The organism is Streptomyces sp. NPDC049813 (assembly GCF_044465085.1).
Taxonomy (GTDB): Bacteria; Actinomycetota; Actinomycetes; order Streptomycetales; family Streptomycetaceae; genus Streptomyces.
On record NZ_JBITLI010000010.1, the window covers coordinates 20,484 to 37,960 of the forward strand.

Genomic DNA, 17,477 nt, shown 5'->3' on the forward strand with positions numbered 1-17,477 from the left:
GCGGTTCCTGTCCGAACCACAGGATTTCCCTGTGCCGTCGCGCGCCGGCCGGCCCTCGGTGCGGTCAGAGGGAGAGGCCGACGCCGATCTCGCGCAGGGTGTCCTCGGCGATCCGGGCCAGCTCCCGGGTGGCGCGGGAGAGCGGATAGCCCCGGCGCCTGACCAGCGCGATGGTGTCGTACAGCGGCTCCGCGAACGGGGCGGTGCGCAGTCCGGCCGGGAAGGTGGGGGCCTCGACGACCGCGCGGCTCGCGATGGTGTCGCCCACGCCGGCGGCGACCAGCTTCAGCGCCGCCTCGACGTGTTCGAGTTCGATCAGCGGGTCGATGGGGACGCCGGCCAGCTGGGCGCGCTCCGCGATCTGCCGCCGCGTCGGGTCCTGCCAGCCGTACCGCGCGTCGTACAGCACGAGCGGCGCCCGAGAGAAGGCCTCGATGGTCACGGGGGCACGGGTGCGCTCCGCGTCGGCGCTGACGTAGAAGACCTCGTCGCGCAGGAGCGGGCTGACCGCGAGGCCCTCGTCGTCGATGGGCAGCACCACCAGGCCGGCCTCGATGTGGCCCGCCGCGACCGCCGCGGCCGTCTCGGCCGAGTTCTGTCCCACCAGCCGGACGCGGACGGACGGATACCGGGCGTGGAACATCTGGACGAGATTGGAGAGCAGGTAGTAGTCGGCGTTGCGCAGCACCCCGAAGGTGGCGGTGCCGCCGCCGAGCGAGCCCAGCGAGCGGACGGCGCGCGTGCCGTGGTCCGCGGCCTGCACCGCCTGCTGGGCGTAGGGCAGCAGCTCCTGCCCCGCCGACGTGAGGGTCAGGGTGCGGCTTCCGCGGACGAACAACTCGGCGTCGAGCTCGGTCTCCAGGCGCCGTACGAGCTCGGAGGCGGAGGCCTGCGCCATGTCCATCGCCGCCGCCGCGGCGGTGAACGACCCGCCCCGCTCCGCCTCGACGAAGGCCCGCAACTGGTTCAGAGTCATTGGTGTGCGCGCCTTCTCCGTCGGGGCCTGAGGTCATGTGGGCACGCCCGAAGGTACAGGCCGGCCCTGTGGTTCGCGCAGGCAAGAGGGGCCTTGTCCGGTACGGGACGGGGTGATTGGCTCGGCCGCGCCCCTCCCGCGCCGCCCGTCCGAAAGAGGTTCCGCAGCCGATGTCCCGCCCCCTGCCCGTCGGTCTCGTGCAGGCCGCCGCCCGCCACCACGCCGACCCCGGCCTGGATGCCTTCGCCTCCGACGTGGCGGCCCTGACCCGCGCGTATCCCGGTGTCCGGCTGTTCGCGTACCCGGAGCTGCACCTGTGCGGGCACCGCGCGGACGAGGACCCGGAGCAGGTGATGCGCGCCGCGGCCCAGCCGCTGGACGGGCCGCGCGGGACGGCGCTGGCCGCGCTCGCCCGCGACCTCGGCGTCTGGCTCGTCCCCGGGACCGTCTACGAGCTGGGGGAGGACGGGCAGGTCTACAACACGGCCGTCGTGTACTCGCCGCAGGGCACCCGGGTCGCCGCCTACCGCAAGGTCTTCCCGTGGCGGCCCCACGAGACCACCGGGTCGGGCACGGGCTTCGTCGTCTTCGACCTGGAGGACCACGGGCGGATCGGCCTCTCCGTCTGCTACGACGCGTGGTTCCCCGAAGTCACCCGGCATCTGGCGTGGCAGGGCGCCGATCTGGTCCTGAACCTCGTCCGCACGCCGACCGTCGACCGGGCCCAGGAGTCGGTGCTCGCGCGCGCCAACGCGATCGTCAACCAGGTCTTCATGGCCAGCGTGAACGCGGCGCCGCCGGACGGGATCGGCCGGAGCGTGCTCGTCGACCCGGAGGGGCGGGTGCGCGCCGAGGCGGGGCCCGAGCCGGAGCTGGTCCTGACGGAGGTGCTCGACCTGGGGGAGGCCCGCCGGGTCCGCGCGTACGGCACCGCGGGCCTCACCCGGGTGTGGGACCCCTTCGCCGAGGGGCAGCCGCCGCTCGAACTCCCGTTGTACGAGGGGCGGATCGACCCGGCGCGATGGCGAGCAGGGGCGGGCCGGACCGACCCGCGGTGACGGCGGCGGGGACTCCTGCCGCGCCACGCCGCTCGCGGTGACGGCGGCGGGCGCTCCTGCCCGGCCACTCCGCTCGCGGTGACGGCGGCGAGGGCTCCTGCGGGTCCGGGCCGGTCCGGGCCGCGGTGACGGCGGCGGGCGGTCAGGCGGTGCCGCGGATCACCAACCGGTGCGGGACGATCAGCTCCTGCGCCGGGACCGCGTTGCCCGGGCTGTATATGCGGTCCGCCAGGCATTGCAGGGTGCGGGCGGCGATCTGGGGCTTGTCGGGCGCGATGGTGGTCAGCGGCGGGTGGCTGTAGCGGCCGTCCTCGATGTCGTCGAACCCGACGATCGCCAGGTCCCCGGGCACGCGCAGGCCCCGCTCGTGCGCCACGTGGAGGGCGCCGAGGGCGAGTTCGTCGCTGAAGGCGAAGACGGCGTCGGGCGGGTCCGGGGCGTCCAGGAGCGCGGCCATGGCGCGGGCGCCGTCCGGCCGGTGCAGCGCGGCGACGGTGCGCTGGGCGGCGGCGGGGTGGGGGAGTCCCGCCCGGTCGAGGGCGCGGCGGTAGCCCTCGGCGCGCAGCCTCGCGGTGCCGTTGCGCAGGTGCGGCTGGAGGCCGATGGCGGCGATGCGCCGGCGGCCCAGGCGCACCAGGTGGGTCGTGGCCTCGTCGGCCGCGGCGACGTTGTCGACGGCGACCCGGTCCGCGGCCCCCTGCGGAGTGCGCTCGCCGAGCAGGACGAGCGGGACGGCCGGTGCGAGGGCCGCCAGTTCGGCGGGGTCGAGCGCCCAGGGGCTGATGATGAGGCCGTCGACGACGCGGCCGCCGCTGCGGGTCAGCAGGCGGCGCTCGGCGTCGGCGTCGCCCCGGGTCTGGTCGATGACCACGGTCCAGGAGCGGCGCTGGGCCTCCGCCACCAGGAGTCCGGCGAGTTCGCCGAAGTAGGGGGAGTGCAGTTCCGGGATGGCCAGGCCGATGATCCCGGTGCGTCCCGCGCGCAGGCTGCGGGCGGCGAGGTTGGGCTCGTAGCCCAGTTCGTCGATGGCTTCCTGGACGCGCCTGCGGGTCTCGGCCGCCACCGAGGCGGACCCGCTGACGACGTTCGACACGGTGCGCACGGAGACGCCGGCTCGCGCGGCCACATCTTTCAGACGACTGCTCACCGCCCCATCCTGCCATGCGACGTCCTTCACGAAATGGCTGCACCGAAGGGTATTGCAACGTTGCATTCAACGATGCAATGTAAGGGCGGAAGCTCTGCTTGCAAGGAGGCAAGGATGACTGTGTCCGTATTTCCCGGTGTGTCCCCCGCCGACCTGGACGTCGACGTGACGCAGGAGGTGGCTCGCCTCTACACGGACGGGATCACCGCGCGGAAGGGGGCCTTCACCCCGGAGTGGGCCGACCGGCTGCGCGAGGACATCGAGGTGGCGTTCGAGGAGGCGCGCTCGCGCCCCGACGGTGCGGTGGGCCGGGGCCCGCACCGGTTCTACGTGGAGATCCACCCCGAGCAGCTGCGCGGCTTTGTCGACCTCGTCGACCACCCGTGGGTCCGGTCCGTGGCGATCGCGGTCCTCGGCCCCGACTACCGGATCGTCGAACTCGGCTTCGACGTACCGCTGGAGGGCGCCGTGAACCAGCCCTGGCACCGCGACTTCCCCCTCCCCGACGAGACCCGCGCCGAGGGGCGCCTCACCTCGCTCGCCTTCAACGTCACCGCGGTCGACACCGCCGAGGACATGGGCCCCTTCGAGATCGCGCCCGGCACCCAGTGGGACGACGAACCCGACTTCGCGCACGGGATGTTCCCGCCCCGCGAGCGCTTCGCCCGCTACGAGGAGCGCGCGGTGCGCAAGTACCCGCAGCGCGGCGACATCTCGGCCCGCACCGCCCTGACCATCCACCGCGGCACCCGGAACGAGTCGGCCAGGGCACGGCCCGTCCTCGTCCTCGGCCTCGACGGCCCGGAGGCGAGGAACGCCGACCGCCACGACACCGCTGTCACCCGCGCCTACTGGGAGGCGCTGCCCGAGCGGGTCCGCCGCCACCTGGACTGCCCGGTCGTCGACGCGCTGACGCCGATCACCCAGAAGCACACCATCGAGGGTCTGGTCATGGGCGATGCCTGAGGCGACGCGGCAGGCCGTCCGGCCGGCGGCCCACCCTCCGGATACGGGGCGCCCGCCGCTGCTCGTCTACGCGGTCGCCGCCGTCTCCGCCCTCGGCGGCCTGCTCTTCGGCTACGACACCGGCATCATCTCCGGCGCCCTGCTGCACCTGCGCGACGACCTCGACCTCTCCTCCCGTGAGCAGGAGATCGTCGTCAGCGTCATCCTGCTCGGCGCGATGGCCGGAGCGCTCGTCTCGGGCCGCGCCGCCGTGCGGCACGGACGGCGCAAGGTGGTCACGGCGGTCGCGGTGGTCTTCGCCGCCGGCGCGGTGGCGGCCTCACTCGCCCCCGACGTGACGACGCTGGTCGCCGCCCGCTTCGTGCTGGGCCTCGCGGTCGGCGGCGCCTCGAACATGGTGCCCGTCTACATCGCGGAGCTGGCACCCGCCGCGATCCGCGGCCGGCTCATGGTGCTCTTCCAGCTGATGGTCGCCATCGGGCAGCTCATCGCCTACCTGTGCGGCTGGGCCCTGTCCGGCAGCGGCGGCTGGCGGGTCATGTTCGCCCTCGCGGTCGTCCCCGCCGGGGCCCTCGCCGCCGGCATGCTGTTCCTCCCCGAGAGCCCGCGCTGGCTGCTCGCACAGCATCGGAGCCAGGAGGCGGAGCGCACGCTGCGGCGGCTGCGGCCCGCGGGGGCGGACATCGCCGCGGAGGTGGCCGAGATCGCCGCGGTGACCGCCGACGGGCCGCGCGCCGGCGGCGGCTGGGGCCGGCTGCGGCAGCGCTGGCTGCGCCCCGCCCTCCTGATCGCCGTCGGCATCGCGGCCTTCTCCCAGCTCACCGGGGTCAACGCCATCGTCTACTACGCGCCGACGATCCTGGACGACGCGGGCTTCGGCGACTCGGTGGCCCTGCTCACCGGTATCGGCATCGGCGCCATGCTCGTCGTCGCCGGTGTCGTGGGCGCCGTCGCGGTCGACAAGGCGGGACGGCGCCGCACGATGCTGTGGTTCCTGCCCGGCTCGGCGCTCGCCATGGCCGTGCTCGCACTGGCCTTCACCACGTCCACGGACTCCGCCGCGCAACGCTGGACCGTGATCGTCTCGCTGTTCGCGTACATCCTGTTCAACGGCGTGGGCATGCAGGCCGTCGTCTGGCTGATCGGTCCGGAGGTCCTGCCGTTGAGCGTGCGCGGCCCGGCCACCAGCCTCGCCACGCTGTCCGTGTGGGGCTTCGACCTCGTCATCGCGATGACCGCCCTGACGGCGATCAACACCATCGGCCGCTCCGGCACCTTCCTCTGCTACGCGCTGATGAACGTGGCCTGCATCGTCTTCGTCGTGCTCAAGGTGCCGGAGACGAAGGGCCGCAGCCTGGAGAGCATCGAGCGGGCGCTGCACAGCCCGCTTCCCTTCCGCAGGGCGCTCGACGGGAAGTGAGCCGCGCCCCCGGTCCCGGACCCGTCATACCCCGGGATCGGGGTCGGCCGGGCCCGGGTGCAGGGCGCGGGCGGCTTCGAGCTGGGCCGCGAAGGACAGGCCGAGGAAGAGCGCGACGGAGGTGAGATAGGCCCACAGCAGCAGGGACATGAACGCGCTGAGCGGACCGTAGACGGTGTCGAAGGACCCGCTCAGCGAGAGGTACAGGCTCAGCGCCCAGGTCAGCAGCGACCACAGCACCAGATAGACGGCCGCGCCGAACGCCAGCCAGGTGTACCCGGGTTGGCGGCGGCGGGGCGAGCGCCGGAAGATGGCGCTCGCCGAGAGCAGCGCGAGGACGAGGCCGAGCGGCCAGCGCAGGGCGGTCCAGGCGGCCCCGGCGCCGTCACCCAGGTCGTAGACGGAGACGGCGGCCGCTCCCAGGTCGCTGCCGGCCACCATCATGACGAAGCCGAGGCCCAGCGGGAACCCGGCGCTCACCGCCATCACGAGCCCGCGCGCGTACTTCTTGAGGAACGGGCGGTCGCGTTCGTTGCCGTAGATGCGGTTCGCGCCGCGCTCGACCTGGCACATGGCCGTGGTGATGTTGGACAGCGAGAAGGCCAGCGCGAACCAGAGGGCGACCTGCGTGCCGTCGCCCGCGGTGCGCCGGCTCCTGGCGAGCGCGTCGTCGACCACCTCGGCGCTCGGCCCCTGGGCTATCCGGTGGATGGTCACCTCCGCGAACCGGCCCACGCTCTCGGTGTGCAGGGTCGTCGACAGACCCACGAAGACGATGGCCAGCGGGATCAGCGACAGCACCGTCTGCAGCGCGAGCGCCCGCGCGTGGCTGAAGCCGTCCGCGTAGCGGAAGCGGACGAAGGCGTCCCGCAGCAGCCGGCGGCCCCCGTAGCGGCGCAGCGCCTCGAACGCCTCGTCCCCGGAGAGTTCGTCGCCGCGCATGTCGCGCGTCTCGGGGACCTTGGTCGCCGTACCCATCGTTCCCCCTCGGTGGCCCACACGCCCATGCCCGTTGTGCGCACACCTGTGCCCCCGAATGCGGCGGGCAATCGGCGGCCGTCCCGGCCTCGGGGACGACGGAACGCCCCCGGCCCGGGCTGCGCCGGGCGGGGGCGTCGTCGCGCCGGGGTGCGGCTACCGGTAACCGGCGGCGTCCCGCGGGTCGTCGAAGCCCGCGTGGTCGTCCTCGGGCAGCAGGGGCTGCGTGTCGTCGTCGCGGCGCCGCTCGCGCTCCCGGTCCTCGCGGTCGCGCTCCGGGTTTTGGCGGGCCCGCTCGTCCTGCGGGTCGAACGGGTCGTAGGTCGGGTCCTGGTAGCTGCTGCGGTCGGCCATGACGGCTCCTTCGGGGTTGGTGTCGATCCGACACGAACCACGGTGAGCCGCTCCCTGGCGGGGCGCATGCCGGGGCGTCCGCGACCACCCGACTGGCCGCACGGGCGACAGCCGGGGTGGTGGGCTGACGGGGCTGCTGACGGCCTTCTTCAGGACGACCAGGCCGGTGTCGAAGCGGCCCGGCCGGTGTCAGACGGCTCGGGGTGCCGCAGTCCGCGCAGGAGCAGTTCGACCAGGCGGCGCGGGTCGTACCGGGGGTCGTCGTCGCGTCCGATGCAGAGGTTGCCGATGCCGCGCATCAGCTCGTAGGGCTGGACGCCGGGCCGGACGGCGCCCGCGGCGACGGCGGCGTCGAGCAGGTCGGTACAGACCGGGAGGAGCCGGTCCAGGAAGTAGGTGTGCAGCGCGGCGAACCGGTCGGTGTCGGACTGGAGCGCGTCGGCGAGCCCGTGCTTGGTGACCAGGAAGTCGACGAAGAGGTCGGTCCAGCGGCGCAGCGCCTCGAACGCGGAGTCCGCCTCGGCGAGCAGGGCGGGACCGGCCTCGGCGCACGCCTCGATCTGGTGCCGGTACACGGCGGTGACGAGCTCCGCGCGGGTCGGGAAGTGGCGGTAGATCGTCCCCATGCCGACCCCGGCCCTTGCCGCGATCTGGCGGATCGGCGCGTCGACACCGGCGGTGGCGAACGTCTCGGCGGCGGCCGCGAGCACTGTTCGCCGGTTGCGCTGGGCGTCGGCCCGCGGGCTGCGGGACGTGCCCTCGGCGGGGCTGCCGGTGGTCATGACGGGTCCTTCCTGCACGGGTTGACAAAGCGGAGCACTGTTCCGGATAGTACTGGAGCAGTGTTCCGCTTCAGGTTAGCCGAGGCGGGCGCTTCTCATCCCCCTGCCTCGACGGCCCGATCCGGCCGGTGACCGGGCAGGCTCCGCAGAAGGAGAACCGCACCCCATGAACGCCACCTCGAACACATCCGCCGCCCCCGTCCTGTCCTACGGTCCGGTGGTCCTGTCCGTACCGGGACGCCCGGTCGACCTCCAGGTCCGGGTCTCGGCCCCCGCCACGGGCGGCGAGCTGCCCGTCCTGCTCCTCTCCCACGGCCACGGCCCCTCGCACCACCTCTCCTCCCTGCACGGCTACGCCCCGCTCGCCGACCGGTGGGCGGCCCGCGGATTCGTCGTCGTCCAGCCGACCCACCTCACCTCCAGGACGCTCAGCCACCTCGTCGCGGACGCTCCCGGCGCCCCCTACTTCTGGCGCTCGCGGGCCGAGGACATGACGCACCTGCTCGACCGGTTCGACGAGATCGAGAGCGCGGTGCCGACGCTCGCGGGCCGCGTCGACCGCGCCGCGGTCGGTCTCGCCGGGCACTCGCTCGGCGGCTTCACCGCGAGCCTGCTGCTCGGCGCCGGGATCACCGACCCCGACAGCGGCGAGGTCGTCCGCCTGCTCGACCCCCGCGTCAAGGCGGGCGTGCTGCTCGCCGCGCCGGGCCGGGGCGACGTGCTCAACGGCCCGATGGCCGAGCAGCTCGCGATCTTCCGGTCCCTGGACTTCGCCACGATGACCACCCCGGCGCTGGTCGTCGCGGGGGACAAGGACGACTCCCGGCACTTCACGGACATGGGGCCGGACTGGCACGCCGACCCCTACACGCTCGCCCCCGGACCGAAGTCCCTGCTCACGCTCTTCGACGCGGAACACGGGCTCGGTGGGATCGCCGGGTACGACGCGGCGGAGACCACGGACGAGGCCCCGGCCCGTGTCGCCGCCCTCGCCGGGCTCACCGCGGCGTACCTCCGCGCGCGGCTGCGGCCCGGCGACGACAGCTGGCGCGTCGCGTGCGAGGCACTGGCGGCGGCGTCGGACCCCGTCGGCCACGTCGTGTCGAAGTAACGCGGGCAAGCCCCTCCCGCAAGAGGCCCCGGCGCCCGCCGTTCGTCGGAGCGCGGCACCGGCCACCCGGCCGGCCGTGCCCGCCCCGACCGGCCGGGGCCTGCCGCGACAGGGCCCATGCACAGTGCGAGGCTGGGTACCCGCGCCGCGGGACCCGGGCGCGGCGGCGTTCGTGGGGCCCGGACGTGCAGGTCGAGCGGGCAGGAAGGCGGTCCCCATGTCGTGCAGTACGTCCTTCGGTCCGCACGCCCTGCACGACTACGCGCTGCTCGCCGACGGGGAGCGCGGCGCGCTCGTCGGGCCCGACGGCGCGCTGAACTGGCTGTGCGCTCCCGCCTGGCACGACGACGCCGTCTTCGCCTCCCTGATCGGAGGCGCGGGCGTCTACGCCGTGACCCCGCAGGGCCGCTGGGTCCCCGGCGGCTACTACGAAGAGGGCACCCTGATCTGGCGCAGCCGCTGGGTCACCACCGAGGGCGTCGTCGAGTGCCGCGACGCGCTCGCCTTCCCCGGCGAGGAGCACCGTCTCGTCCTGCTCCGGCAGGTGTACGCCGTCGAGGGCGCCGCCCGCCTGCGCGTCGTCCTCGACCCGCGCGCCGACTACGGCCGGGCGCCGCTCGCCCCGGCCCGCCAGGACGAGCAGGGCGGCTGGCACCTGCGCACCGGCCGGCACCACCTGCGCTGGCAGGGCCCCCCGGCGGCGACGGTCGGCGCGGAGGGGCTCGTCACCGACCTGGAACTGCGCCCCGGCGAGCGGTGCGACCTCGTCCTGGAGTGCTCCGACCGCCCCCTGCCGGCCGCGGCCCCACGCGCCGCACCGGCCTGGGCCGCGACCGAGGAGGCCTGGCGGCGGGCGGTGCCACCGCTGGACGGCACCATCGCCACCCCGGACGCCCGCCGCTCCTACGCCCTGCTGCGCGGCCTCACGGCACGCGACGGCGGCATGGTCGCCGCCGCCACCACGAGCCTGCCCGAACGCGCAGAGGCCGGCCGCAACTACGACTACCGCTACGTGTGGATCCGCGACCAGAGCTACGCCGGACAGGCGGCGGCCGCCGCCGGCGCCCCCGACCTGCTGGACGCCGCCGTGCGCTTCACCGGCGCACGGCTGCTCGCGGACGGCCCGCACCTCGTCCCCGCGTACACGGTGCACGGCGACCCCGTCCCCGGTCAGCGGGAACTCGACCTGCCCGGCTATCCGGGCGGCCACAGCCGCACCGGCAACCACGTGCGTGAACAGTTCCAGCTCGACTGCTTCGGCGAGGCGCTGCTGCTCCTCGCCGCCGCCGAACGGCAAGGCCGCCTGGACGCCGACGGGTGGAAGGCCGCCGACATCGCCGTGCGGGCCGTCGCCGACCGGTGGCGGGAGCCCGACGCCGGCATCTGGGAGCTGGACACCCGGGTGTGGACGCAGAGCAGGCTCGCTTGCGTCGCCGGTCTGCGCGCCCTCGCCCGCGCCGCGCCCCACCACCCGCTGACCTCCACCTGCACCGCGCTCGCCGACACGATCCTCACCGCGACCACCGGCTGGTGCGTCCGCGCCGACGGCGCGTGGCAGCGCGCCCCGGACGACCCCGCCATGGACGCGGCCCTGCTGCTGCCCGCCGTCCGCGGCGCGCTGCCCGCGGACGACCCGCGGACCCGCGCCACCCTCGCCGCCTGCCGCCGGGAGCTGGCACAGCACCACTTCCTCTACCGCTTCCGCCACGACGAGCGGCCGCTGGAGGACGCCGAGGGCGCCTTCCTGCTGTGCGGGTTCGTCATGGCGCTCGCCGAGCACCAGCAGGGCGACGCGGTCGACGCGCACCGCTGGTTCGAACGCAACCGGGGCGCCTGCGGCGCGTCGGGACTGTACGCGGAGGAGTTCGACGTGGCCCAGCGCCAGCTGCGCGGCAACCTCCCGCAGGCGTTCGTCCACGCGCTGCTGCTGGAGAGCGCCGCCCGCCTCGCCGATGACCCCCCACCGGACGAGGTACACCGCCGAGCAAGGAGCTGATCGACCCCATGTCCCAGACCGTCGTCATCACCGGAGCCAGCGCCGGGATCGGCCGTGCCACCGCCCGTATGTACGGCGAGCGCGGCGCCGACGTCGTCCTGATCGCCCGTGGCCGCGCGGGCCTGGAGGACGCGGCGAAGGACGTCGAGGCGCTGGGCGGCCGCTCGCTCGTCCAGGTCGCCGACACCGCCGACGCGCGGCAGCTCGAAGCCGCCGCCGACGCCGCCGAGGAGGCCTTCGGGCCGATCGACGTCTGGATCAACTGCGCGTTCAGCACGGTCTTCGCGCCGTTCGAGGAGATCACCGCCGAGGAGTACGAGCGGGCCACCCAGGTGACGTACCTGGGGTTCGTCAACGGCACCCGCACCGCCCTGAAGCGGATGGTGCCCCGGGACCGCGGCACCATCGTGCAGGTCGGTTCGGCGCTGGGAGAGCGCTCGGTGCCGCTGCAGTCGGTGTACTGCGGCGCCAAGCACGCCATCAACGGCTTCACTTCGGCCCTGCGCACCGAACTTCTGCACCGGGGCAGCAACGTGCACGTCACCATCGCCCAGATGCCGGCCGTCAACACCCCCCAGTTCTCCTGGGTGACGACGCGCCTCGACCGGCACCCGCAGCCGGTGCCGCCCATCTACCAGCCCGAGGTCGCCGCCCGCGGCATCGTGCACGCGGCGGACCATCCGCGCCGCAAGCAGTACTACATCGGCGCGACCACCGTGGCGACCATCCTCGCCAACCGGCTGGTCCCGGCCCTGCTCGACCGCTACCTGGCCCGCGCCGGCGTCGACTCGCAACTCACCGACCAGGAGCCGAGCGGCAAGAGCAACCTCTTCGAACCGGTCGACCTGACCGGGGACGGCCGGCACGGCGCGCACGGCATCTTCGACGACGTCTCCCACGGCCGGTCCTACCAGGCGGCCGTGGCCCGGCACCCCGCGGCGGCGCTCTCCGCCCTCGCGGGCGGCGCCATCGCCGCCGGATGGCTCGGCAGGCGCGCCCGCCGGTGACGCGGGCCGGTCAGCCGTCCAGCAGGTCGGCGTGGCCCCCGTGCGGTCCGCCCAGCCACCAGATGAAGAGCCCGCCCAGCAGGACCAGCAGGAACAGGGCCGCGTTGGTCCTGCGGTAGGTCAACAGCAGGGCCACGAACTCGCGCAGCACGGCGCTCGGCCAGAAGTACGCGGCCGTGGGGGCGCCGATGACGTGGCCCCGGACGCCCGCCCGACGGGCCGTCACCGCGGCACGGAAGACGTGGTAGTTGTTCGTGACCACCACGCACCGGTAGTCCGGGCGCGCCGCCCGCATCAGGGCATCGCTGAACCGCAGGTTCTCCTCGGTGGTGGTGGAGCGGTCCTCGCGCTCGACCAGGTCGGCCGGGACGCCCCGCTCGATGAGGTAGTCGGCCATCGCGTGCGACTCGGGCAGCTTCTCGTCCGGGCCCTGCCCGCCGGACGTGAGCAGGACGGGCCGCCGACCCGCGCGCGAGAGCCGGGCGTGCTCCTCGCGCGCCCGGTCGAGGCGGCCGGCGAGCAGCGGCGGCACGGTGTCGCCGCCGGTCAGGCCCGAGCCGAGCACGACCACGTAGTCCGCCCGGCGCCGGATGCGCAGGCGCGCGTAGAGCGTGGCGTAGCAGAGGAAGCAGACGAAGAGGAAGGCGAAGTATCCGGCGAGCACCACGGCGGTGCCCGCGGCCACGACCAGGGTGCGCGTGTGCAGGGCCAGTGCGGTGGTCAGCAGGGCGAGCAGCGCCACCAGGGCGATGCCCGCCCCCAGCGAGAGCAGGTTGGCCGGGCTGCGGCCCTCCTTGCGCGCCATGGTGACGCCGTTGGCGAGCAGGAACCAGGCCAGCGTGATCACGCCGAGGGCCGCCAGCACGAGCAGGGCGACCGCCAGGTCGCGGCCCAACTGCGGCCGGTCGGACGCCAGGTGCAGGAAGAGGGCCGCCGCCGCGAAGACGACGGCCAGACCGAGCAGGACGGCGTTGCTGAACCTGCGACGATCGCGCAGCGCCCCGACGAGGAAAGCGAGCAGACACACGACCGACGGAGCAAAGGCCACCATGCGCCCATGCTACTGAGGCCCCTGCGGGCGCCCGCAGGGGAGGTCCCGCCGCCGCCCGGCGGCTAGGACACTCCCTAGGAACGGATGAGCAGGACGAGGCCGGCGAGCACGACGGCCAGCGCGACGGCGGCGGCGCCGTGACGCAGCCGGTGCGCGCGCAGCACCGGCAGGCAGCGGTCGACGGCGATCCGGCCCGGCCCGGTGAGCGCCAGTGCGGCGGCGCCCGCGAGCAGGAGCAGTTCGTACTCGACGCCGTCGGGGGCGAAGAAGCCGCCGCCCCACTTCACGGCCAGGGCGTTGATCATCGTGCCGAGGACGGCGGCTCCGGCCAGCGGGGTCAGGACGCCCAGCACCAGGGCCGTCCCGCCCAGGGTCTCGCTGAGCCCGGCGATCACGGCCATCGTCCGGCCGGAGGGGTAGCCGCTCTGCGCGAAGAACTGGCCGGTGCCGTCGAGGCCGCCGCCGCCGAACCAGCCGAAGAGCTTCTGGGTGCCGTGCGCGGCGACGGTGAGACCGAGCGCGATCCGCAGGATCAGCAGCCCGGCGTCGTAGGCGTGCGGCGAGGTGCTCTCGCGGGCGGCGGCGGAGGAGGAGACGAGCGGGCTGGTCAGTACGCGAGTCATTCGGCTGGGGATCCTTCTGACGATTAACTTGAACTTTCAAGTGCGGGGCCGAGCCTATCCGACGTGCGCACCGCCGACAACGAGGGAGGACTGACCTGCCCCCGGCCGGGGCACATGACCGCCATGAAGATACTGATCATCCTGATCGTCGTCGCTGTCGCCGTGGCCTGGTTCATGAAGTCGCAGAAGCGGCGGTGAGCCCGCACCCTGGAGACATGACGAGCGCCCCGATAGTCGTGCACCCGCCGTCCCGCACGGGCGGCCGGCGGGTGACGGCACGCGGTCAGATCCTCGGCCTCGCACATGCCGACAGGGACGTCGTCGAGTTCCTGCGCCGTGCCGGGCTCACCGACGCCGAGACGCTCCTCGACGACCCGGCCTGGGTCACCTGGCGAGGCGGCCGCGCCCACCACTACGAAGCGGCCTGACCGGTACGGAAAAAGCGGTCCGGCAGGCGGTGAGGCCCGCCCGGAACCCCGTTCCTGGCCTGTGATCATGACGAACGGCCTAGCCAGGACTGCGGTTTCGGCCGTACTCGGCAAGCCTTGGGGTGTGGAGTTTCCCGTCGCTGTCGCGCTCGCCGAGTCCGTGCCCACGCTGCCCACCGGCCCCGGCTGGTGGTTCGAGCCCAAGTTCGACGGCCACCGGCTCGTCATGTACCGGACCGAGGAGACGGTGAAATGCCAGGCCCGCTCGGGCCGCATGGTCACCGCCACCTGGATGGACCTCGCCGTCGCCGCCCAGTCCGTGCTGCGCCCCGGCACCGTCCTGGACGGCGAGGCCGTCGTCTGGGTGGACGGCCGCCTCGACTTCGCCGCCGCCGAGGCACGCCGGAACGCGACGCCGCGCCGCGCGTCCGCGCTCGCGGCCGAGTACCCCGCCTACTACGCCGTGTGGGACTGCCTCGCGGTCGACGGCGTCGACCTGCGGGCCCGGCCGTACGTCGAGCGCCGCGCGGCCCTGCTCGACGTCCTCGCCGGCGCCAGGCCGCCCATCCAGCCCGTACCGGCGACGGAGGACGTGGAAGTGGCCCGCGTCTGGTTCGAGCAGCTGCAGGCCCAGGGCGTGCAGGGTGTCGTCGCCAAACGCGCCGCGTCCCCGTACGGCGCGGCCCGCATCTGGCGGACGGCCCGGCACAGCGAGACCGTGGAAGCGGCGGTCGTCGGCTATGTCGGCCCGGCGGTGCAGCCCCAGCGGGTCGCGGTGCTGCTGCCGGACGGGCGGCGGGTGCTGTCCCGGACCGTGATCGCGCCCGTCGCCGCCGAGCTGGCCCGGCACATCGTGCAGGCGGGCCCCGGCCGCCGGGCGCGCACCGACGACGGCGAGGTGTACACGACGACCGGCGGCGGTCTGACGGTGGAGGTCGTGGCGGGCACGGCGCGCCACGGACACGTCTCCGTCGCCCGCGTCCGGGCGTGACGGCAGGGCAGGGACGTCAGCCGACGCGCTCCTGCGCGCGGTGCGCGTGGGCCGGGTAGACGCCCAGGATGCGCACCTCGGAGGAGAAGAAGCCCAGCTCCTGGAGGGCCAGGGCGACACCCGGCTCGTCGGGGTGGCCCTCGATCTCGACGTAGAAGCAGCTCGGGTTGAGGCCCGCGCCCATCTGGTAGCTCTCGATCTTGGTGAGGTTCACCGCGTTGCTCGCGAAGCCGCCGAGCGCCTTGTACAGGGCGCTCGGGATGTTCCGCACGGCGAAGAAGAGGCTCGTCATCGTGGGACCGGCGCCGAGCGGGGCGAAGACGGCGTCCCGGGAGAGGACCACGAACCGGGTCGTGTTGTCCGGGTCGTCCTCGACCCCGGCCCGCAGCACGTCGAGGCCGTAGTGCGCGGCCGCGGCGGGCGGGGCGAGCGCCGCGTGCCGCGGGTCGCCGAGCTCGGCCACCTCGCGGGCGGCCCCGGCGGTGTCGTCGCTGACGAGCGTGCGCCAGCCGCCCTCGCGCAGGATCTTGCGGCACTGCCCGAGCGCGTGCACGTGGCTGCGGACGCAGTTCACCTGGCCGAGGTCGGTGCCGGGGACGCCGACCAGGTCGAAGTGGATGGCGAGGAAGTACTCGCCGACGACGAACAGGCCCGACTCCGGCAGCAGGTGGTGGACGTCGGCGACGCGCCCGGCCGCCGAGTTGTCGACGGGGATGACCGCCAGGTCCGCGGCGCCGAGCGTCACCGCGTCCAGCGCCTGTTCGAAGTTGGAGCAGGGCAGCTCGGCGCTGCCGGGGAACAGCGTCTGGGTGGCGGCTGCCGAGTTGGAGCCGAACTCGCCCTGATAAGCGACAGTCGTCACTGACGGACACCTTCCAGCCGGGAACCGGCCTGATCAAGTAGTGAGAAGACCACCGTAGACCGAGGCCGCGACACTGCACGCCGGCTGTCCACAGGGAGAGACCACGCGGCCGACGATCCGATAGGCGGATGGAGTGACAAACGTCTTTCCGGTACGAGCATGCCGAGCCGCTGCCGGTCCGCCGCGCGCTCACGCCGAGGCGGGGCCCGCACTCGTGTGCGGCCCGAGGCCGACCCGGCAGTCACCCGGCCGACCCCAGGCCCTCACACGTTCAGTGTCATCTGGCCTCGCGTGCGATAGCCCGGGCGGGGCGGCGGGGAGGCGAGAGCCATGAGTGAGAATCAGGACGGTCCGGCCCGCGCCCATACCCGGCCCGAAGGGGTCAGCGATGCGACCGTGGAGGCGCTGGGGTCGGTCTCGAAGGCGCTCGAGACGGTCGAGCGGGCCCGCGGCCACCTCTACGCGCTGCACCAGCTGACCGGCACCGCCGACCTCGAACTGGGCCGGGCGGTCGACCTGTTGCGGGCGGCGGGGCACGCGGAGTGGGCGGAGCGGATCGACCGTGAACTGGTGGGCCGCAACGTGCTGGAGGGGCGGTGGACGTTCCAGATCGTGGAGGAGTACGACGCCACGTTCTACGAGCCCTACAAGGCCCTGGAGCGGCAGGTGCGCGACGAGCTGGTCGAGGGGCGTGACCACCTGTTCGAGGCGGAGATGAAGGAGGCGCGCCGCACCCGGGGCCGTCCCGGACACGCCGCGCGTCCGGCCGGCGACGCGTGAGGCGCAGCGCATGCGGCGTGGCCGGGCGGGTGCGGCCCGGCCCTCAGCCGGTGCGCAGGGACGTGATCTCGTAGGAGACGGCCGCGCTCGCCGACCGTCCGCGGCAGGTCAGCAGCGTCGGCGTCGCATGGTGGGAGCGCACCTCGACGTCGAAGGAGACCGGCCGGGGTGCCTGCCCGGCCAGGCGGATGCGCCAGCGGTCGTGGTCACGGGTGGTCGCCTCCACCGCGTACGTGTGCCGGCCGGCCGGGCCGAAGCGGCGCAGCACCTCCGCCAGCGCCGCCTGCTGCGGCGGGAAGAGGTCCGTGTAGCCGCGCAGATGGTCGGCGTGGATCCGGTCGGCCAGGTGCTGTTCGACGACAGTGACGCACGAGCGCGCGTCGAGCCGGCCGTAGTAGACGCCGTCGGGCGCGAGGACGACGTTGGCGGCGAACCGGTCACCGCCCACGTGGGTGCACTCCCAGACCAGCTGCGGCCAGCGCCCGCTCAGCGCGCGGGCGACGGGCCGCCCGCGGACGGCGCAGCACACGTCGTGCAGCCCGTGGGTGCAGACGAGGACGACGGGCGGGTGTCCGAGATCGCCGGGCGCGTCGAGGGCATCGACGATCCCGGTCAGCTCCTCCGCCCGGTCCCAGGTGCCCCACCGCTGGCGGTAGGCGCCGTTGATCCCGTGCCGCAGGACCGCCCAGCGCCGCGGGCCCTCGGCGGCGCGGCGGCCGTGCCGCCGGATCAGCAGGATGCGCGCCCGTACCGCCTGGGCCGCGCCGAACACGACTTCCTTGACCCGCGGGTCGAGGTCGAGGCCGTCGAAACCGTTCGGCGGCCAGCCGCCCGGATACTCGACCAGGACCCACACCGAGCCGTACGGCGCGGTGCCCGCCAGCGGATCGCCGCGGGCTCCGGCGGCGTCGGCGCAGAAGAACCGCCCGGCCCCGCTCACCGCGGCC

19 protein-coding genes are annotated in these 17,477 nt (G+C 74.2%); 10 read left to right on the forward strand and 9 right to left on the reverse strand.

Features of this window, described 5'->3' with window-relative positions; genetic code table 11:
* Positions 1-64 precede the first annotated feature (64 nt).
* Positions 65-976: a LysR family transcriptional regulator gene (locus ACIBW6_RS20755; RefSeq protein ID WP_399061592.1), complete on the reverse strand. Its 912-nt coding sequence runs from the start codon at positions 974-976 to the stop codon at positions 65-67.
* Between the two features lie 170 nt (positions 977-1,146).
* Between ACIBW6_RS20755 and ACIBW6_RS20760 the strand changes: the two genes are divergently transcribed.
* Entirely contained in the window at positions 1,147-2,034 is an 888-nt protein-coding gene (locus tag ACIBW6_RS20760; protein WP_399061594.1) for a carbon-nitrogen hydrolase family protein, read from the forward strand.
* Between the two features lie 142 nt (positions 2,035-2,176).
* Here ACIBW6_RS20760 and ACIBW6_RS20765 read toward each other — a convergent pair whose 3' ends face one another.
* Positions 2,177-3,181, reverse strand: a complete 1,005-nt coding sequence (locus ACIBW6_RS20765; RefSeq protein ID WP_399061596.1) for a LacI family DNA-binding transcriptional regulator — start codon at positions 3,179-3,181, stop codon at positions 2,177-2,179.
* 114 nt (positions 3,182-3,295) lie between these two features.
* Here ACIBW6_RS20765 and ACIBW6_RS20770 point away from each other — a divergent pair, with 114 nt between their 5' ends.
* Both ACIBW6_RS20770 and ACIBW6_RS20775 read left to right on the forward strand, forming a co-directional pair.
* Complete coding sequence (locus ACIBW6_RS20770) at positions 3,296-4,147, forward strand: phytanoyl-CoA dioxygenase family protein (RefSeq protein WP_399061598.1); 852 nt, start codon at positions 3,296-3,298, stop codon at positions 4,145-4,147.
* Entirely contained in the window at positions 4,140-5,567 is a 1,428-nt protein-coding gene (locus tag ACIBW6_RS20775; RefSeq protein WP_399061600.1) for a sugar porter family MFS transporter, read from the forward strand. The genes ACIBW6_RS20770 and ACIBW6_RS20775 overlap by 8 nt, the downstream gene beginning before the upstream one ends.
* Before the next feature lie 24 nt (positions 5,568-5,591).
* Here the strand turns inward: ACIBW6_RS20775 and ACIBW6_RS20780 are convergent, their stop codons facing one another.
* The 3 genes from ACIBW6_RS20780 to ACIBW6_RS20790 form a co-directional block, all read right to left on the reverse strand.
* Complete coding sequence (locus tag ACIBW6_RS20780) at positions 5,592-6,545, reverse strand: YihY/virulence factor BrkB family protein (RefSeq protein ID WP_399061602.1); 954 nt, start codon at positions 6,543-6,545, stop codon at positions 5,592-5,594.
* Positions 6,546-6,701: 156 nt separating this feature from the next.
* A complete protein-coding gene (locus ACIBW6_RS20785) occupies positions 6,702-6,899 on the reverse strand; it encodes a hypothetical protein (RefSeq protein WP_399061604.1) in 198 nt (65 codons plus the stop codon).
* A gap of 149 nt (positions 6,900-7,048) precedes the next feature.
* Positions 7,049-7,681 (reverse strand): TetR/AcrR family transcriptional regulator, encoded by a 633-nt coding sequence (locus ACIBW6_RS20790; RefSeq protein ID WP_399061606.1) that lies wholly within the window; start codon positions 7,679-7,681, stop codon positions 7,049-7,051.
* A 166-nt stretch (positions 7,682-7,847) separates the two neighbouring features.
* Here ACIBW6_RS20790 and ACIBW6_RS20795 point away from each other — a divergent pair, with 166 nt between their 5' ends.
* The 3 genes from ACIBW6_RS20795 to ACIBW6_RS20805 all read left to right on the forward strand — a co-directional run bounded on the left by ACIBW6_RS20795 (position 7,848) and on the right by ACIBW6_RS20805 (position 11,795).
* Positions 7,848-8,792, forward strand: coding sequence for an alpha/beta hydrolase family protein (locus ACIBW6_RS20795; RefSeq protein ID WP_399061608.1), 945 nt, complete (start codon positions 7,848-7,850; stop codon positions 8,790-8,792).
* Between the two features lie 217 nt (positions 8,793-9,009).
* On the forward strand, positions 9,010-10,788 hold the full coding sequence (locus ACIBW6_RS20800; RefSeq protein ID WP_399061610.1) for a glycoside hydrolase family 15 protein: 1,779 nt from the start codon (positions 9,010-9,012) through the stop codon (positions 10,786-10,788).
* Positions 10,789-10,796: 8 nt separating this feature from the next.
* On the forward strand, positions 10,797-11,795 hold the full coding sequence (locus ACIBW6_RS20805) for an SDR family oxidoreductase (protein WP_399061612.1): 999 nt from the start codon (positions 10,797-10,799) through the stop codon (positions 11,793-11,795).
* A gap of 10 nt (positions 11,796-11,805) precedes the next feature.
* Here the strand turns inward: ACIBW6_RS20805 and ACIBW6_RS20810 are convergent, their stop codons facing one another.
* On the reverse strand, positions 11,806-12,846 hold the full coding sequence (locus ACIBW6_RS20810) for a YdcF family protein (protein ID WP_399061614.1): 1,041 nt from the start codon (positions 12,844-12,846) through the stop codon (positions 11,806-11,808).
* A gap of 74 nt (positions 12,847-12,920) precedes the next feature.
* A complete protein-coding gene (locus ACIBW6_RS20815) occupies positions 12,921-13,469 on the reverse strand; it encodes a DoxX family protein (RefSeq protein ID WP_399061616.1) in 549 nt (182 codons plus the stop codon).
* Positions 13,470-13,532: 63 nt separating this feature from the next.
* Here ACIBW6_RS20815 and ACIBW6_RS20820 point away from each other — a divergent pair, with 63 nt between their 5' ends.
* The 3 genes from ACIBW6_RS20820 to ACIBW6_RS20830 all read left to right on the forward strand — a co-directional run bounded on the left by ACIBW6_RS20820 (position 13,533) and on the right by ACIBW6_RS20830 (position 14,888).
* Positions 13,533-13,667: a hypothetical protein gene (locus tag ACIBW6_RS20820; protein WP_399061618.1), complete on the forward strand. Its 135-nt coding sequence runs from the start codon at positions 13,533-13,535 to the stop codon at positions 13,665-13,667.
* Positions 13,668-13,684: 17 nt separating this feature from the next.
* Positions 13,685-13,897, forward strand: coding sequence for a hypothetical protein (locus ACIBW6_RS20825; RefSeq protein WP_399061620.1), 213 nt, complete (start codon positions 13,685-13,687; stop codon positions 13,895-13,897).
* Positions 13,898-14,021: 124 nt separating this feature from the next.
* The gene (locus ACIBW6_RS20830) at positions 14,022-14,888 is read left to right on the forward strand and encodes a DNA ligase (RefSeq protein WP_399061622.1); all 867 of its coding nucleotides are present in this window, start codon (positions 14,022-14,024) and stop codon (positions 14,886-14,888) included.
* Between the two features lie 16 nt (positions 14,889-14,904).
* Here ACIBW6_RS20830 and ACIBW6_RS20835 read toward each other — a convergent pair whose 3' ends face one another.
* Positions 14,905-15,750 carry a prephenate dehydratase gene (locus tag ACIBW6_RS20835; RefSeq protein WP_399061624.1) on the reverse strand — a complete coding sequence of 282 codons (846 nt, stop codon included), beginning with the start codon at positions 15,748-15,750 and terminating at the stop codon, positions 14,905-14,907.
* Positions 15,751-16,080: 330 nt separating this feature from the next.
* On the opposite strand from ACIBW6_RS20835, the gene ACIBW6_RS20840 reads away from it, so the two are divergent.
* Positions 16,081-16,530: a hypothetical protein gene (locus ACIBW6_RS20840; protein WP_399061626.1), complete on the forward strand. Its 450-nt coding sequence runs from the start codon at positions 16,081-16,083 to the stop codon at positions 16,528-16,530.
* A gap of 43 nt (positions 16,531-16,573) precedes the next feature.
* Here the strand turns inward: ACIBW6_RS20840 and ACIBW6_RS20845 are convergent, their stop codons facing one another.
* On the reverse strand, positions 16,574-17,470 hold the full coding sequence (locus ACIBW6_RS20845; protein ID WP_399061628.1) for a sucrase ferredoxin: 897 nt from the start codon (positions 17,468-17,470) through the stop codon (positions 16,574-16,576).
* Positions 17,471-17,477: the final 7 nt, after the last annotated feature.

What these genes read in the sequence shown, in the direction of transcription:
- ACIBW6_RS20840 (WP_399061626.1), top strand. Translation starts at nt 16,081, where the DNA reads ATGAGTGAGAATCAGGACGGTCCGGCCCGCGCCCATACCCGGCCCGAA.
- ACIBW6_RS20825 (WP_399061620.1), top strand. Translation starts at nt 13,685, where the DNA reads ATGACGAGCGCCCCGATAGTCGTGCACCCGCCGTCCCGCACGGGCGGC.
- ACIBW6_RS20805 (WP_399061612.1), top strand. Translation starts at nt 10,797, where the DNA reads ATGTCCCAGACCGTCGTCATCACCGGAGCCAGCGCCGGGATCGGCCGT.
- ACIBW6_RS20755 (WP_399061592.1), bottom strand. Translation starts at nt 976, where the DNA reads ATGACTCTGAACCAGTTGCGGGCCTTCGTCGAGGCGGAGCGGGGCGGG.
- ACIBW6_RS20760 (WP_399061594.1), top strand. Translation starts at nt 1,147, where the DNA reads ATGTCCCGCCCCCTGCCCGTCGGTCTCGTGCAGGCCGCCGCCCGCCAC.
- ACIBW6_RS20770 (WP_399061598.1), top strand. Translation starts at nt 3,296, where the DNA reads ATGACTGTGTCCGTATTTCCCGGTGTGTCCCCCGCCGACCTGGACGTC.
- ACIBW6_RS20780 (WP_399061602.1), bottom strand. Translation starts at nt 6,545, where the DNA reads ATGGGTACGGCGACCAAGGTCCCCGAGACGCGCGACATGCGCGGCGAC.
- ACIBW6_RS20790 (WP_399061606.1), bottom strand. Translation starts at nt 7,681, where the DNA reads ATGACCACCGGCAGCCCCGCCGAGGGCACGTCCCGCAGCCCGCGGGCC.
- ACIBW6_RS20800 (WP_399061610.1), top strand. Translation starts at nt 9,010, where the DNA reads ATGTCGTGCAGTACGTCCTTCGGTCCGCACGCCCTGCACGACTACGCG.
- ACIBW6_RS20785 (WP_399061604.1), bottom strand. Translation starts at nt 6,899, where the DNA reads ATGGCCGACCGCAGCAGCTACCAGGACCCGACCTACGACCCGTTCGAC.
- ACIBW6_RS20815 (WP_399061616.1), bottom strand. Translation starts at nt 13,469, where the DNA reads ATGACTCGCGTACTGACCAGCCCGCTCGTCTCCTCCTCCGCCGCCGCC.
- ACIBW6_RS20775 (WP_399061600.1), top strand. Translation starts at nt 4,140, where the DNA reads ATGCCTGAGGCGACGCGGCAGGCCGTCCGGCCGGCGGCCCACCCTCCG.
- ACIBW6_RS20795 (WP_399061608.1), top strand. Translation starts at nt 7,848, where the DNA reads ATGAACGCCACCTCGAACACATCCGCCGCCCCCGTCCTGTCCTACGGT.
- ACIBW6_RS20810 (WP_399061614.1), bottom strand. Translation starts at nt 12,846, where the DNA reads ATGGTGGCCTTTGCTCCGTCGGTCGTGTGTCTGCTCGCTTTCCTCGTC.